Annotated in this window: 13 protein-coding genes; 9 read left to right on the forward strand and 4 right to left on the reverse strand. The window is 34.4% G+C overall.

Annotated elements, in window-relative coordinates; translation table 11 throughout:
- Window positions 1-81 precede the first annotated feature (81 nt).
- From G7A72_RS09245 to G7A72_RS09255, 3 genes are read left to right on the forward strand one after another with little or no spacing between them, the layout of a single operon-like run.
- Complete coding sequence (locus G7A72_RS09245) at window positions 82-411, forward strand: YtxH domain-containing protein (RefSeq protein ID WP_113664703.1); 330 nt, start codon at window positions 82-84, stop codon at window positions 409-411.
- 36 nt (window positions 412-447) lie between these two features.
- Window positions 448-798 (forward strand): phage holin family protein, encoded by a 351-nt coding sequence (locus G7A72_RS09250; RefSeq protein WP_113664702.1) that lies wholly within the window; start codon window positions 448-450, stop codon window positions 796-798.
- A gap of 3 nt (window positions 799-801) precedes the next feature.
- Window positions 802-1,074: a DUF6327 family protein gene (locus tag G7A72_RS09255; RefSeq protein ID WP_165152257.1), complete on the forward strand. Its 273-nt coding sequence runs from the start codon at window positions 802-804 to the stop codon at window positions 1,072-1,074.
- Between the two features lie 27 nt (window positions 1,075-1,101).
- On the opposite strand, the gene G7A72_RS09260 is transcribed toward G7A72_RS09255, so the two are convergent.
- Window positions 1,102-2,091 (reverse strand): SPFH domain-containing protein, encoded by a 990-nt coding sequence (locus G7A72_RS09260; protein WP_113664700.1) that lies wholly within the window; start codon window positions 2,089-2,091, stop codon window positions 1,102-1,104.
- A gap of 175 nt (window positions 2,092-2,266) precedes the next feature.
- Complete coding sequence (gltX, locus tag G7A72_RS09265; RefSeq protein WP_165152258.1) at window positions 2,267-3,772, reverse strand: glutamate--tRNA ligase; 1,506 nt, start codon at window positions 3,770-3,772, stop codon at window positions 2,267-2,269.
- Between the two features lie 309 nt (window positions 3,773-4,081).
- On the opposite strand from gltX, the gene G7A72_RS09270 reads away from it, so the two are divergent.
- The 5 genes from G7A72_RS09270 to G7A72_RS09290 all read left to right on the forward strand — a co-directional run bounded on the left by G7A72_RS09270 (window position 4,082) and on the right by G7A72_RS09290 (window position 11,532).
- Window positions 4,082-7,228 (forward strand): hypothetical protein, encoded by a 3,147-nt coding sequence (locus G7A72_RS09270; protein WP_371807567.1) that lies wholly within the window; start codon window positions 4,082-4,084, stop codon window positions 7,226-7,228.
- Window positions 7,225-7,644: an rRNA maturation RNase YbeY gene (gene ybeY, locus G7A72_RS09275; protein WP_165152259.1), complete on the forward strand. Its 420-nt coding sequence runs from the start codon at window positions 7,225-7,227 to the stop codon at window positions 7,642-7,644. The genes G7A72_RS09270 and ybeY overlap by 4 nt, the downstream gene beginning before the upstream one ends.
- Window positions 7,645-7,789: 145 nt before the next feature.
- Window positions 7,790-9,661: a tRNA uridine-5-carboxymethylaminomethyl(34) synthesis enzyme MnmG gene (mnmG, locus tag G7A72_RS09280; RefSeq protein WP_165152260.1), complete on the forward strand. Its 1,872-nt coding sequence runs from the start codon at window positions 7,790-7,792 to the stop codon at window positions 9,659-9,661.
- A gap of 211 nt (window positions 9,662-9,872) precedes the next feature.
- Window positions 9,873-10,721, forward strand: a complete 849-nt coding sequence (locus G7A72_RS09285; protein ID WP_165152261.1) for a bifunctional 2-polyprenyl-6-hydroxyphenol methylase/3-demethylubiquinol 3-O-methyltransferase UbiG — start codon at window positions 9,873-9,875, stop codon at window positions 10,719-10,721.
- A gap of 244 nt (window positions 10,722-10,965) precedes the next feature.
- Window positions 10,966-11,532: an OmpH family outer membrane protein gene (locus G7A72_RS09290; protein WP_113664694.1), complete on the forward strand. Its 567-nt coding sequence runs from the start codon at window positions 10,966-10,968 to the stop codon at window positions 11,530-11,532.
- Window positions 11,533-11,644: 112 nt separating this feature from the next.
- Here G7A72_RS09290 and G7A72_RS16695 read toward each other — a convergent pair whose 3' ends face one another.
- Window positions 11,645-11,773, reverse strand: a complete 129-nt coding sequence (locus G7A72_RS16695; protein WP_256371144.1) for a hypothetical protein — start codon at window positions 11,771-11,773, stop codon at window positions 11,645-11,647.
- A gap of 55 nt (window positions 11,774-11,828) precedes the next feature.
- Here G7A72_RS16695 and G7A72_RS09295 point away from each other — a divergent pair, with 55 nt between their 5' ends.
- Window positions 11,829-14,096, forward strand: a complete 2,268-nt coding sequence (locus G7A72_RS09295) for a helix-turn-helix domain-containing protein (protein WP_165152262.1) — start codon at window positions 11,829-11,831, stop codon at window positions 14,094-14,096.
- A gap of 57 nt (window positions 14,097-14,153) precedes the next feature.
- Here G7A72_RS09295 and G7A72_RS09300 read toward each other — a convergent pair whose 3' ends face one another.
- Window positions 14,154-15,101 (reverse strand): SPOR domain-containing protein, encoded by a 948-nt coding sequence (locus G7A72_RS09300; protein ID WP_165152263.1) that lies wholly within the window; start codon window positions 15,099-15,101, stop codon window positions 14,154-14,156.
- Window positions 15,102-15,119: the final 18 nt, after the last annotated feature.

The following is a 15,119-nucleotide window of genomic DNA, read 5'->3' on the forward strand; positions in this document are numbered from 1 at the left end:
AATTACACTTTAACGAGTTGTTAACGGGTTGTTGTTAATAAATCCGTATCTTTATGAAGCAAACTTTTAAAATTTAGAATTATGTCGAATAATACAGGGAATACATTATTAGCTGTTTTAGCAGGAGTAGCAATTGGGGCTGGATTAGGAATTTTGTATGCACCGGATAAAGGGTCAAAAACCAGAGGTAAATTAAAAGATGGTTTTGATGATGCTAAAAATGATCTTCAAAATAAGTTTGATACCGTATCTTCACAGTTAAATGATAAATTGACAACTGCTAAATTTGACTTGGAAGATTCTTATGAAGATTTAGTTTCGAACATGAGTCATAAAACGGAAGAAGTTATTTCTTTTTTAGAAGATAAATTAGCGGAGTTAAAAAGACAGAACGCTAAATTTCAAAAATAATTTTTTTTGATTATCTAAACATTTTAAATTAAAATTATGGCTTTTGAGGAATTAAAAGAAAATACGGAGGATATTCAAGAACAAATACAAGGGTATATCCAGAGTAATGTGGCTTATTATAAATTATGGGGTTTCAAAGTAGCAATGAAATCTACGACCATGATTCTTAAGTTTGCATTGATTTTTTTGTGTTTTAGTATGGTTTTATTGTTTTGTTCAATAGCAGGAGCAATGGCAATTGGTAAATATTTAGATAGTTATCCATTGGGATTTTTAATAATTGGAGGAATATATCTTTTGATAACCAGTCTATTATTTTTAATAAAAGATAAAATTGTAGAAGGACCAATATTAGAGAAATTTTCTGAAATATTTTTTAACGACTAAATTATGGAAACAAAAAAATATTCTTCATACGCTCAAATTGATAGAGAACTTGAAATTTTAAAGATTGAAAAAGAACTCAGTTATCAAAAATTGGTTTTTGGAGTAAAGAAAACTAAAGAAAGCTTTACACCTCAAAACATTGTAAGCGATTTAATAGGATCGTATAGTTCTGTAATTCCTTATGGAGCAATCGTTTCAACAGCAGCACCATTCATACTTAATAAAGCAATACCGTTTATAAAAAATTGGTTTGCAAAAAGAAAAAGAGGCAATTAAGCCTCTTTTTTTATGAATTCAAGTAAATTATTCTTCTGTTTCCGGTGTTTCTGGAGCTTCCGGTCTTTCAGGTATTTCTATGTCTTTTTCTCTTCTGGAAGTTCCTTTTCCATTTCTCTTTTTCATCAATTCACCCACTTGATTGGAAGCACTGAACGAAGCAATCATATTGTTGAGCATATCACTTCCAGCTTGCGGAGAATTAGGCAATAAAATCAAATTTGAATTGGCATCAGCACCAATAGCTTGCAACGTATCATAATGTTGGGTTACTACAATCAATGCTGAAGCTTCCTGAGAATTAATTCCAACTCTGTTCAAAACATCTACACTTTCTACTAAACCTTTTGCAATTTCTCTTCTTTGGTTCGCAATTCCTTGTCCTTGTAAACGCTTGCTTTCTGCTTCTGCTTCCGCTTTGGCTACAATTCTAATTCTGGATGCTTCAGCTTCAAATTCAGCAACAGTTTTTTCTCTGTCGGCAGCATTTATTCTGTTCATCGCATTTTTTACTTGAATATCAGGATCGATATCCGTTACCAAAGTATTGATAATTGTATAACCATAAGTAGTCATGGCTTCGTTCAATTCTCTTTTTACAGCAATGGCAATATCGTCTTTTCTTTCAAAAACATCGTCCAGTTTTAGTTTTGGAACTTCAGCACGAACGACATCAAATACATAAGAAGTGATTTGATCGTGTGGATATTCCAGTTTATAAAAAGCGTCATAAACGGTTTCTTTGATAACCATAAACTGAACTGAAACTTTTAGCTTCACAAAAACGTTGTCTTTTGTTTTTGTTTCAATGATAACATCTAATTGTTGAATTTTTAGATTCACACGTCCTGCAATTCTGTCAATTAATGGAATTTTCAAATGTAAACCAGATTGTCTGATACTTAAAAATTTTCCAAATCGCTCTACAACAACAGCTGTTTGCTGTTTGACCGTAAAAAAAGAAGAAAGTAAAATGAAAAACCCAAATACCAGTAGGATAATTAAAGCAATGTTCATAATGTTTTTATTTTTAGTTAAAAATTATCTCACAATTTACAAATTAAAATGTTTAGTTACTTCGTATTACTTTTTTTAATAGATAAATTTTAGGTGACATAAAAGGAAAGGCATCTAATTCATAAGTCTTAAATTATGAATTAGATACCTTTCGTTAAATAATTTTTTTGTGAGGTTACAAAGTAGCTATTGCTTTTTGAATTCTGTTAATCGTTTCTTCTTTTCCAATTACTTCAACGATATCAAATAGGTGAGGACCTTTCAGCGCGCCAACCAAACTCAAACGAAATGGTTGCATTACTTTTCCCATTCCAATTTCGTTTTTCGTCATCCAGTCTTTGACAATAGTTTCAATATTCATAGATGTGAAATCGGTGATTTCTTCTACTACAGAAATTAATTCTTGCATTAATGCCGGAGTTTCTGCTTTCCAATTTTTGCTTGCTTTTTCATCATACGAAGTTGGAGCGACAAAGAAAAAATCACTCATTTCCCAAAATTCAGAAACAAAATGCGCGCGTTCTTTGATCAAAGAAACCACTTTTGTTAAGACACTTTCATCAACAGAAAACCCTTTTTCTGCCAAAATAGGAGCATAGGCTTTCGCCAAATTTGCATCTTCCTGTTTGATTAAATACTGGTGATTGAACCATTTGTTTTTTTCAGGATCAAATTTAGCTCCCGATTTATGGACTCTGTTCAAGTCAAATGCTGCTACTAATTCTTCCAGCGAGAATAATTCTTTATCCGTTCCGTCGTTCCAACCTAATAATGCTAAAAAGTTGATTACGGCTTCCGGGAAAAATCCTTTTTCTCTGTAACCGGATGAAACGCCTTCTGCGGTTTTCCAATCCAATGGAAATACAGGAAATCCCATTTTGTCACCGTCACGTTTGGATAATTTTCCGTTTCCAACAGGTTTCATAATCAATGGTAAATGTGCAAATTCCGGTGCTTCCCAACCAAATGCTCTGTACAATAAAACGTGCAAAGGCATTGATGGCAACCATTCTTCACCACGAATTACGTGAGACGTTTCCATTAAATGATCATCCACAATATTAGCCAAATGATAGGTTGGCATTCCGTCACTTTTGTACAATACTTTATCGTCTAAAAGATTCGTTTCAAATTTCACATCACCACGAATAATGTCATGCAAATGCAACGTTTCGTTCACCGGAGTTTTAAAACGGATGACATAATGTTCTCCCGCAGCAATTCTTTTAGCAGTTTCATCTGCAGAAATCACTAACGAAGTGTCCAGTTTTTCTCTGTTGGTATGATTGTAAATAAATGTTTTTCCTTGTTCTTCTTGTATTTTTCTTGCTGCATCTAAAGCTTCGGCTGTATCAAAAGCATAATACGCATTTCCGGAATTGATTAATTCAGCAGCATATTGTTGGTACAAATCTTTTCTTTCGCTTTGACGGTATGGGCCAAATTTTTCATTTTTTCCAATAGTCTCATCTGGTGCAATTCCTAACCATTCCAGTGCTTCCATGATATATTCCTCGGCACCTGGAACAAAACGATTTTGGTCTGTATCTTCAATCCTCAGGAAGAAAACACCATTGTTTTTTTTTGCAAATAAATAATTAAATAATGCGGTACGAACTCCGCCAATATGTAAAGGTCCAGTTGGACTTGGTGCAAAACGCACCCGAATTTGTTTAGACATTGCTGTAAATTTTTTGCGAAGATACAAATTCGATTTCTCATGTTATTATCTGAAAATGAGATAATGTAAGATTAATGAGTTTGATGATTTTTAACATTTCTTTATTCATATAAATTATTACTTTTATTGGTTACAAAAAACAAAGCAGAAATTTTGGAAACTCAGCAATTTATTTATCAAAAACTAGAAGCTTTCATCAGAAAGTTTTACACCAACGAATTGATTCGGGGAACTATTTTCTTTATCGGTTTAGGATTGTTGTATTTCCTATTTACGCTTTTTGTTGAATATTTTCTTTGGCTCAAGCCAATGGGAAGAACCATTTTATTTTGGACGTTCGTTGGAGTAGAAGTCTTTTTGTTGTTTCGTTTTATTTTGTTTCCAATTTTTAAATTATTCAAACTTCAAAAAGGAATCGATTACAATCAGGCTTCGTCAATTATTGGAAATCATTTTACGGAAGTGAGCGACAAGCTGACCAACTTTTTACAATTATCAAATCCGAACGAACATCAAATCAAATCGGAATTATTAGCTGCCTCTATTGAACAAAAAGCCAATGCGTTGCAACCAATCCCTTTTGGGAACGCCATAAACTATAATGTTAACAGGAAATATTTTCCTTTGGCTTTAATTCCAATATCGTTATTTGCTTTCTTTTACTTCTCCGGAAACAGCAATATGATTTCTCAAAGTTTGAATAGAGTAGTGCACTTCAATTCGACTTTTTTGCCACCTGCTCCATTTAAATTTGTAGTTCTTAATTCGAATTTACAAACTGAACAAGGAAAGGATTTTATACTTCGCATTAAAACAGAAGGAAAAATAGTTCCTGAGAATGCGATGATTTTTATTGATGATGAAAGTTATTTTATGGAATCGACTAAAGCGGGAGAGTTTCAATTTAAATTGGCAAAGCCTTCAGAAAATATTTTGTTCCACGTGGAGGGAAATGCTATTTCTTCTCCGGATTATGAATTGAAAGTTATTACGGTTCCATCGATTGCTAATTTTGAAATGCAGTTGAACTTTCCTTCGTATTTGAATAAAAAATCAGAAACTATTAAAGGAACAGGAAATGCAATTATTCCGGAAGGAACGCGTGTGAATTGGAAAATGAACACACAAGCCACACAAAATGTAGTGTGGATGGATGGAATCTCGAAAGCTACTTTTTCGAAAACAGAAAACACCTTTGTTTTATCAAAAAATATAGTTCAAAACACAGATTATCAAATTCTTACTTCAAATGATAAGGTAAAAAACTATGAAAAACTCAATTATCAGCTTACTATTGTCAAAGATCAGTTCCCAACAATCAATGTGAACAATGCACCAGACAGTTTGAAGGTGGCTAAGAACTATGTTTTAGGTCAAATCTCTGATGATAATGGTTTGTCTAAACTTCAGATTGTTTATTACGAAAGAGAGAAGCCACAAACTGCTAAACGTGGAACAATTGCTATTAAGAAAAGTGCTTTTGATCAATTCGTGTTTTCGTTTCCAAGTAATCTTCCGGTAGAGCAAGGCGTGTCTTATGATTATTATTTTGAAGTTTTTGATAACGATGCAATCCATAATTTCAAAAGTACAAAGTCTTCTGTTTTCTCGAATCGTGTTTCCACAGATGAAGAGAAAGAAGATCAAATTTTGCAGCAGCAAAATGACAATATCAATAGTTTAGAGAAGTCTTTAAAAAATCAGGATAAGCAAATCTCTGAAATGGAGAAGTTGCAAAAAACCGGAAAAGAAAAAGAAAATCTGGATTTCAAAGATCAGCAAAAAGTAAATGATTTCATCAAGCGCCAAATGAAACAAGATGAGATGATGAAAGAATTTACAAAAAAAATGAACGATAATTTGGAGCAATTCAAAACCGATAAGAAGGATGAATTAAAAGAGGAACTTCAAAAACGAATGGACAAAGCGGAAAAGGAATTGGAAAAAAACCAGAAGCTTTTAGATGAGTTGAAAGAACTTAACGATAAAATTCAGAATGAAGAGTTGTTGACTAAGTTGGATAAATTCAAACAAAACAGTAAAAACCAAACTAAGAATTTAGAACAGTTGGTGGAATTGACGAAGAGGTTTTATGTAGAAAAGAAAGCAGAACAATTAGGAGATAAACTGGACAAGCTATCTGAAAAGCAAGATAAATTATCTAATGATGAAAAGGAAAATAAACTCGACAAGCAAGAAGATATTAATAGTGAGTTTGACAAAATCCAAGAAGATTTAAATGATTTGGATAAAGAAAACAAGGAATTAAAATCACCTTTGGATTTACCTAAAGACGATGCTAAAGAAAAAAGTATTGACGAAGATTTAAAGAAAGCCTCTGAGGAATTGAAGAAGGACAAAAAAGATAAAGCTAAGCCAAATCAAAAAAGCGCATCTAAGAAAATGAAAGAGATGGCGCAAAAAATGGCACAAACTTTGGAGCAAGGTGAGATGGAACAGTTGGAGGAAGATGTTGCCATGTTAAGACAAATCTTGGACAACCTATTAGCATTTTCTTTGTCCCAAGAAGACTTGATGAATCAATTTAAAAAGCATAAATCAGGATCTCCAGCGTTCAATAAAAACATCAAAGTCCAACAGGATTTAAAACAACAGTTCAAGCATGTTGATGATAGTTTGTTTGCGATGTCGTTGCGCAATCCTAAAATTGCGGAGGATATTACTAAAGAAATTGGTAATGTAGTTTACAACGTAGATAAGTCTTTGTCCAGTTTAACAGATGCTCAAGTTCCAAAAGGTTTGTCGCATCAACAATATACCATTTCTGCGGCTAACAAATTAGCAGATTTCCTAAGTGATATGCTTAACAATATGCAAATGCAAATGTCAGGTATGGGTTCTGGTAAACCGAAACCGGGTCAAGGTCAAGGAATGCAATTGCCGGATATTATTAAAAAACAAGAGGGTCTAGGCGAGAAAATGAAAGACGGAATCAAGAAAGGCGAGAAGCCTGGTGAAGGTCAAAAGGGACAAAATGGCAAGCAAGGTAAGCCAGGGGAATCAGGTCAAGACGGAGAGGGTGGTGAAGGCGATGCACAGGCTATTATGGAAATTTATAAAGAGCAAAAACAATTACGTGAAGCATTACAAAACGAATTAAACAAACAAGGATTGGGTGGAAATGGACAAAGCGCTTTGGAACAAATGAAGCAAATTGAAAAGCAATTGTTGAACAAAGGTTTTAAGAATGAAATACTTCAAAAGATTTTAAATGTAAAACAGGAATTGTTGAAATTGAATTCTGCCATTCAGCAACAAGGAGAAGAAAATAAACGCCAATCTGAAACCAATAAAAAGGAGTTTAATAATCAATCTAATGCGCTGCCAGCTGCTTTATTAGATTATTTAAATAGCATAGAAATATTAAATAGACAATCCTTACCTTTGCGCTCGAATTTTAATCAAAAGGTTCAAGAATATTTTAATAAAAAATGATCAATTTTAATTACGAAACCGACTTTAATTTAGACAACGAAGAAGCTACAGCTGCTTGGTTGGGAAATGTTATTACCTCGGAAAACAAGAAAGAAGGTGAGATAAATTACATCTTTTGTGACGATGAGTATCTTCATAAAATTAATGTAGAGTATCTCGAGCACGATACGTTAACGGATATCATCAGCTTTGATTATTCTATGGGTAATGAATTGCACGGAGATATTTTTGTTTCTATCGAAAGAGTAAAAGACAATGCTAATGACTTTAATGTTTCTTTTGAAGAAGAATTAAAGCGCGTTTTAGTTCATGGAATTTTGCACTACTGCGGTTATAAAGACAAAGGCGAGGTCGAAGAACTTTTAATGCGTTCTAAAGAAGATGAAAAAATCGCTATGTTTCACGTGGAACAATAGTGTCTTTTAAATTTTTTAAATCAAAAGTGTTTCACGTGGAACATTAAATATTGGTTTTAAAAATTAGCTTACAGTGTTTCACGTGGAACAAAATATATAGATTTCAAAATTACTATCCTGAAGAAGGATTAAATTATAAAAGAAGATGTTTCTAAATGAATATGATGTAATCGTTGTGGGTGCAGGGCATGCAGGTTCAGAAGCTGCAGCCGCTGCAGCAAATCTAGGTTCAAAAACCTTATTGGTAACAATGAGTTTGCAGAATATTGCCCAGATGTCATGCAACCCAGCGATGGGCGGGATAGCCAAAGGACAAATTGTGCGTGAGATTGATGCGCTTGGAGGATACTCGGGAATTGTTTCGGACAGAACTGCAATCCAGTTCAAGATGCTAAATAAATCCAAAGGTCCTGCCATGTGGTCGCCACGTGTTCAAAGTGACCGTATGCGTTTTGCTGAGGAGTGGAGAATGATGTTGGAAGGAACTCCAAATCTTGATTTTTATCAAGAAATGGTTAAAGGTTTGATTATTGAAAACGGAAAAATAAAAGGAATCCGAACTTCTCTTGGAGTGGAGATTCGTTCTAAATCGGTTGTGTTGACCAATGGAACTTTCCTGAATGGTTTGATTCATATTGGCGAAAAACAATTTGGAGGAGGTAGAGCAGGTGAGAGTGCTGCGCATGGAATTACCGAAGATTTAGTTGCCGTAGGTTTTGAATCCGGGCGAATGAAAACCGGAACGCCTCCAAGAGTCGATGGACGTTCGTTAGATTACTCGAAAATGAATGAAGAAAAAGGAGATGCTAAACCGGATAAGTTCTCTTATTCGGATGTTACTTCTCCGTTGGTTCATCAGCGGTCTTGTCACATGACGTATACTTCTCTAGATGTTCACGATATTTTAAGAGAAGGTTTTGATCGTTCGCCAATGTTTAACGGAAGAATAAAAAGTCTAGGGCCAAGATATTGCCCTTCGATTGAAGATAAAATTAATCGTTTTGCTGATAAAGAAAGACACCAATTATTTGTGGAGCCAGAAGGATGGAATACGTGCGAGGTTTATGTAAATGGATTTTCTACATCGCTTCCTGAAGATATTCAATTTAAAGCTTTAAGTTCTGTTGCTGGATTTGAGAAGGTGAAATTCTTTCGTCCGGGTTATGCTATCGAATATGATTATTTCCCGCCGACACAATTGAAACATACTTTGGAAACAAAGCTTATTGAAGGGTTGTATTTCGCTGGACAAATAAACGGAACTACAGGATATGAAGAAGCGGCTTCTCAAGGATTGATGGCTGGAATAAATGCGCATTTAAAAGTGCATGAAAAAGCGCCGTTAATTTTAAAAAGAGACGAAGCGTATATAGGAGTTTTGATTGATGATTTAATTACGAAAGGAACTGAAGAGCCATACAGAATGTTTACTTCTCGTGCAGAATACAGAACGTTGTTGCGTCAAGATAATGCCGATTTCAGATTGACGCCGATGTCTCATGAAATAGGTTTGGCTTCAGAAGCGCGTTTGCGCAGAATGGAACACAAATTAAACGAATCTGAAAAGATGGTAGCTTTCTTCAAAGAAACGAGCGTTTCGGTTGCAGAAGCAAATCCTATTTTAGAATCAAAAGATACAGCGTTGATAACACAAGGAGATAAAATGTTCAAAGTATTCTCTCGTCCGCAAATTGATTTAGAAGACATCATGAAATTCGATAAGGTTGCAACTTATGTTGCAGAGAATGATTTGGATCAAGAAATTTTGGAACAAGCAGAAATTCAAGTGAAGTATTCTGGTTATATCGAAAAAGAAAGAAACAATGCTGATAAGTTGCTTCGACTGGAAGATGTAAAAATCCCTGAGAATTTTGATTATGAAAAAATCAAATCAATGTCAATTGAAGCAAAACAAAAATTAAGCAAGATTCGTCCGGTAACTATTTCTCAAGCATCAAGAATCAGTGGTGTTTCGCCAAGTGATGTTTCTGTATTGTTGATTTATATGGGACGTTAGGGATTGTAGATTTTTGATTGCAGATTTATGAAAGATCTGAAATCAGAAATCGTTAATCTTTATTCTTAAATCAATTTGTTCCACGTGAAACTACGCTGTGAAGCCTTGCTATAATTGAAGAATCGCAAAAATAAATATTTCAACCCTGAAAGCATCCTTTGGTGTTTTCAGGGTTTAGTTTAAAATTAAAATATAAAAGCACTATTAATTAATGGAAATTTCAAAACAACAGCCTTTTTTAACCGTTAAAGATTATTCTGTTTCTCAGGAAATTTTCGATTTGTATCATGATGATAAATTGGACATGCTGATTACGTCTCCACAACCCAGCTTAGAGAATTTAGGAAAGTACTACGAAAGCGTTGATTATATTTCGCACACAGATAGTAAACGATCTTTATTTGAAAAAGCATATCATTTTGTAAAAACCATTGCGCTTAAAAATAAATTGAATTTAATCAATTCATTGCAATCAAATAAAGGAAGCATTTTAGACATTGGTGCCGGAACAGGAGATTTTTTATCTGTGGCCAAAGAAAACGGTTGGCATACGATAGGAGTGGAGCCAAGCGAAAAAGCAAAAGCGATTGCAAAAAAGAAAGGCGTTTCATTTGTTGGAGAAACCAGCGAATTAGACAATCATTCTTTTGATGTGATTTCGATGTGGCATGTTTTGGAACACGTTCCAAATTTGGAAAACCAAATCAAAGAATTAAAACGATTACTAAAACCAAACGGAACTTTAATTATTGCTGTTCCAAATTTCAAATCTTTCGACGCAAAGCATTACGGAAAGTTTTGGGCTGCTTATGATGTGCCAATTCATTTTTGGCATTTTTCTAAAACGGCAATAAAAATTCTTTTCGAAAAAGAAGAAATGAAATTGGTAAAAGTACTTCCTATGAAATTCGACTCTTTTTACGTGAGCTTACTTTCTGAAAAATACAAAACCGGTAAAATGAATTATATGAAAGCCTTTTTCATCGGTTTGCAGTCGAATTGGAAAGCGAAGAAGAATTTCGAGTATTCTTCACACATTTACATCCTAAAAAACAACTAAAAATCATTTTAAGCGCATTTACGCGTATTTTTTGACTAAACCGAGGGTGATTATTAGATTTTAAAACTAATTCTCTTAATTAAAAGATATGAAGTCCGTTTTTAATAGTTATAAATTATACATTCATTAATCATAATAATATAATCCTATATCATAAAAAAGTAGCATTTTTTAAACTTTATGTCAATGCTATCTATTTTTTTATATTTTTGTCACCAATACTCAAAACTAGAAATTTATCAAAATGAAAAAAGCATTATTAATTATCGCGTTATCAATTTCAATTGTTGCTTGTAACAAACCAGCCGAAGCAGCTAAAGAAGTAAAAACAGCTTACGTAGACACTTCTGAATTAATGAAAGAATATACAGAGGCAAAAGACCTTGAAGCAAAATATAAAACAAAAGCAGAAGAAAAAGGAAGACAACTAGAAGCTGAAATTAATCGTTTCAAACAAGAAGCTGCAAGTTTTCAAACTCAAGCACAAGCAAACGGTCAAGCATGGGCACAACAAAAAGGTGCTGAATTACAAAAGAAAGAACAACAATTAAGTTACGCACAACAAGCATTGTCTCAGGAATTGCAAGTGGAGAGTGGAAAAGAAATGGATTCTTTAGTAAGCGGCGTGAAAAAATTCATCAAAGCTTACGGTAAAGAAAAAGGATATGCATACATCTACGGAACCGGTGACGCGGCTTCAATTCTATATGCTGAAGATAAATTTGATATCACAAAAGAAATTATCAAAGCCTTGAACGACAAATACAAAGCACCTGCTAAAACGGAAGAAAAAGCAGAAGTTAAAAAATAATTTTCTTATATTAATTCAAAAAATTGCCTTCGTCTAGCTTTAGATTGAAGGCATTTTTTTTGAAGCTATTTCCCGCTATCCGCTGTAATCTCTCGTTTATCAAGTGTTTTTTCTAACCCACAAAAGGAGCTTCCGTTGGTCGCTCTTTTCCGGCCAGGAAAAAATCACTTTCTAAATTTCGAGGATTTCCGCTACTATCGTGGCTAAAAACATTGGAATTATTAACATAAAATGTTTTCAAATATTAAAATAGTATTCCTAATTTTCAATACTTTAGCTTTATATATACACGCCTAATGCAAACCATTTCAGAAGCCGCCGCTTACACCTTAAGATTCATCAATCAAACCCATCGATCCGTTTTCCTTACCGGGAAAGCAGGAACGGGAAAAACCACCCTTTTACGGGAAATTATCCAAACCACGCACAAGAACACAGTTGTTGTGGCTCCAACAGGAATTGCCGCTTTAAATGCTGGTGGTGTAACGATTCACTCGATGTTTCAGTTGCCGTTTGGAGGATTTATTCCGGATAATTCATCGCCTCAATTTTCTGAAAGCACCAAATTTGAAACCAAAGCTACTTTGCGCAGACATTTCAAAATGAGCGGTTTGAAGAAATCAGTTATTCGCAATATGGAGTTGTTAATTATCGATGAAGTAAGTATGCTCCGCGCTGATTTACTGGATGCTATGGATTATATGATGCAAACAGTACGCAAGAAAAGTACTGCTTTTGGTGGTGTCCAAGTCTTGTATATTGGAGATTTGTTGCAGTTGCCACCGGTAATTCGGGACGAAGAATGGCGTACGCTGAAGACCTATTACAAAGGAAAATTCTTTTTCCATTCGCACGTTGTGCAGCAACATCCGCCTTTATACATTGAATTGTCTAAAATTTTTCGCCAGACCGATGATACATTTATTTCGGTTTTGAATAATCTGCGCAACAACCAAATTTCCCAGCAGGACATTCAAACTTTAAATCAATACGTAAAACCTGATTTTGATTTAAAAGCAAATAAAGGCTACATAACATTAACTACGCACAATAACAAAGCCGATACGATGAATGCGCAGGCTTTGGAAGACTTAGAAGGGAAGTTAGTGGTTTATAATCCTGAAATAACAGGAGATTTTCCAGATAAGATTTTTCCCGTGGAACAACAACTGCAGTTGAAAGTGGGTGCTCAAATTATGTTTGTAAAAAATGATTTATCATTTGATAAGCATTATTTCAACGGAAAAATGGGCGTTATCAAATTGCTTTCGAATCAGGAAATCCTGGTTCATTTTCCCGAAGAAAACAAAACCATAGAAGTCGAAAAATACGAATGGCAAAACATTCGCTACAAAGTAGACGAAACCACTAAGGAAATTGAGGAGGAAGTTCTGGGAACTTTTGTGCATTATCCCATCAAATTAGCATGGGCAATTACAGTTCATAAAAGCCAAGGATTGACATTTGACAAAGCTGCGCTCGATGTTTCGCAAGTTTTTCTTCCTGGACAAGCTTATGTCGCATTATCTCGTTTACGCTCGTTAGAAGGGCTTATTTTGCTTTCTCCGCTGCGCATGAACGGCATTTCAAATGATCAGGATGTGATGGATTATTCGTTGAACAAAGCTTCGTATTCTTTTTTAGAGAATGCCTTGCATTTAGAAACCAAAAATTTCATCCATAACTATCTGATAAACACGTTCGATTGGAATGATTTGGCTCAGGAATGGCGCAATCATAAATTCAGTTACAACGAAAAATCTGAAATTTCAGAGAAATCCAAACATGCCGTTTGGGCAAGAAAACAGACGGAAGTCATCGAACAGCTTTTGGATCCATCCAAAAAATTCATTTCACAATTGAATAAGCTTTTTGGTCAGGAAACAGTCGATTTAAATCATGTTTCGGAACGCATTCAAGCCGCTTTCAGTTATTTCCTAAAGCCAATGGACGATTTGGTTTTTGAAGTCCTTTGGAAAATTGAAGAAGTTAAGCGCATCAAAAAAGTAAAAGCATTTTATGATGAATTAATAGTACTGGAAGAGTTGCAAACCAAAGCCGTTTTGCGCTTGATGAAGGCCAAATTATTGATAGAAACCGTTGTGGCGGGAGAAGCCATTTCGAAAGAGAAATTGACGTCTTCAGACATTAAAAATTACATCAGCCGTAAAACGGAAGCCATACAAAATCAGTTCAAGGAATTAAACATTACACTGATTGAAGACGATCGGGACGTGGAACGTTACAGTGCGAAGAAATCCAAAACAGCAGTGCCTAAAAAATCAACTATTCAGGAAACCTATGAATTGTGGGTGGAAAAGAAATCAATTGAAGATATTGCTACAATTAGAGTGCTGACCAAACAAACGATTTACTCCCATTTTGTAAAACTGATACAAACCAAAGCGGTATCCATCTCTGAGGTTTTACCGGAGGATAAAATGCAGGATTTGGCAAATGCTTTTGCCGGATATAAAGAAGAATCACTGAATACATTGATGGATAAACATGGACAGAAATTTTCTTGGGAAGAGGCAAGAATGTATAAAGCAAGTTTGAATTAAAAACTGGAAAGTGTTAAAACTAAAAAACCCTATTCGGTAAGAATAGGGTTTTTGTTTTTATAGTGATTGAATCAATATCCAAGCTTCGGGATTGTGCTTTTCATTGATTTCTTTTTTAGCTTTTTCTGCTTCAGCAAATGTGGCGTAACTGCCATACAAAACTGGAAAAAAACCGTTTTTATTGGGAGCGATCCGTTTGGCATCATATCCTAAGCGATTTAAAATTTGCAACGTTTTGTTTGCATTTTTCTCTTCTCGGTACACTCCAGCCATAATGTGATACGGCATTTTCATTTCCTTATTGGATTTTACAGAGAGTGTTACTGCAGGAACCGGGCTTTCGATAAAGAAAGTAGCTTCCTGAATTTTATTTTGAACTTGTTTTTGAACAGCAGTTTCAACAAGTATTGTCTCTGAGGCAATTTGGTTTTGATACATTGGATAACCCACACTGCCTACAATTCCTAATCCTAAAACAAAAATAGCAGCGTATTTTAAATATGGATTTACGTTTCTGGTATGTTCAGGAACCATAGTGATAGTCTCTTTTTCTTCAATTGCTTCTACTTCTTTTTCGAAGATTTCTCTTTTTAGAAGTGGTGAAACAAAAGGAGCTAATCCAAAAGAACTGGTTAAATAATTCGTTTGGTCGTAAGGAGTGAAAACAATGTTTTTATCTGCGTTCAAACGAAGATCACCAACATTCTTTATAGAAATAAGTTTGTTTTCTTCAAATGCTTTTTTCCAATTAAAAACCTCGTATTGAATTTTACTTACGGCATATTCATATGAAGTTTTCTCTGCTAAAGCGATATGATTGGCTAATAAACCATCATTATTTTTCAAATTTGCATTGAAAGCAATCATTTTTTTGGGAGGAGAAAATGAATTTGTACTTTCGTTTAGTTTAGCCGATTGGATTTCGGTTAAAAAAGCTCCGAAACCAGGAACGGTAACACATTGATAACGGTATAATAGCTGCGCGATGTATATTTCGATTTTCATACTTACAAAGTTATACAA

This window comes from Flavobacterium sp. Sr18 (genome assembly GCF_011064265.1).
Lineage (GTDB): Bacteria > Bacteroidota > Bacteroidia > Flavobacteriales > Flavobacteriaceae > Flavobacterium > Flavobacterium petrolei.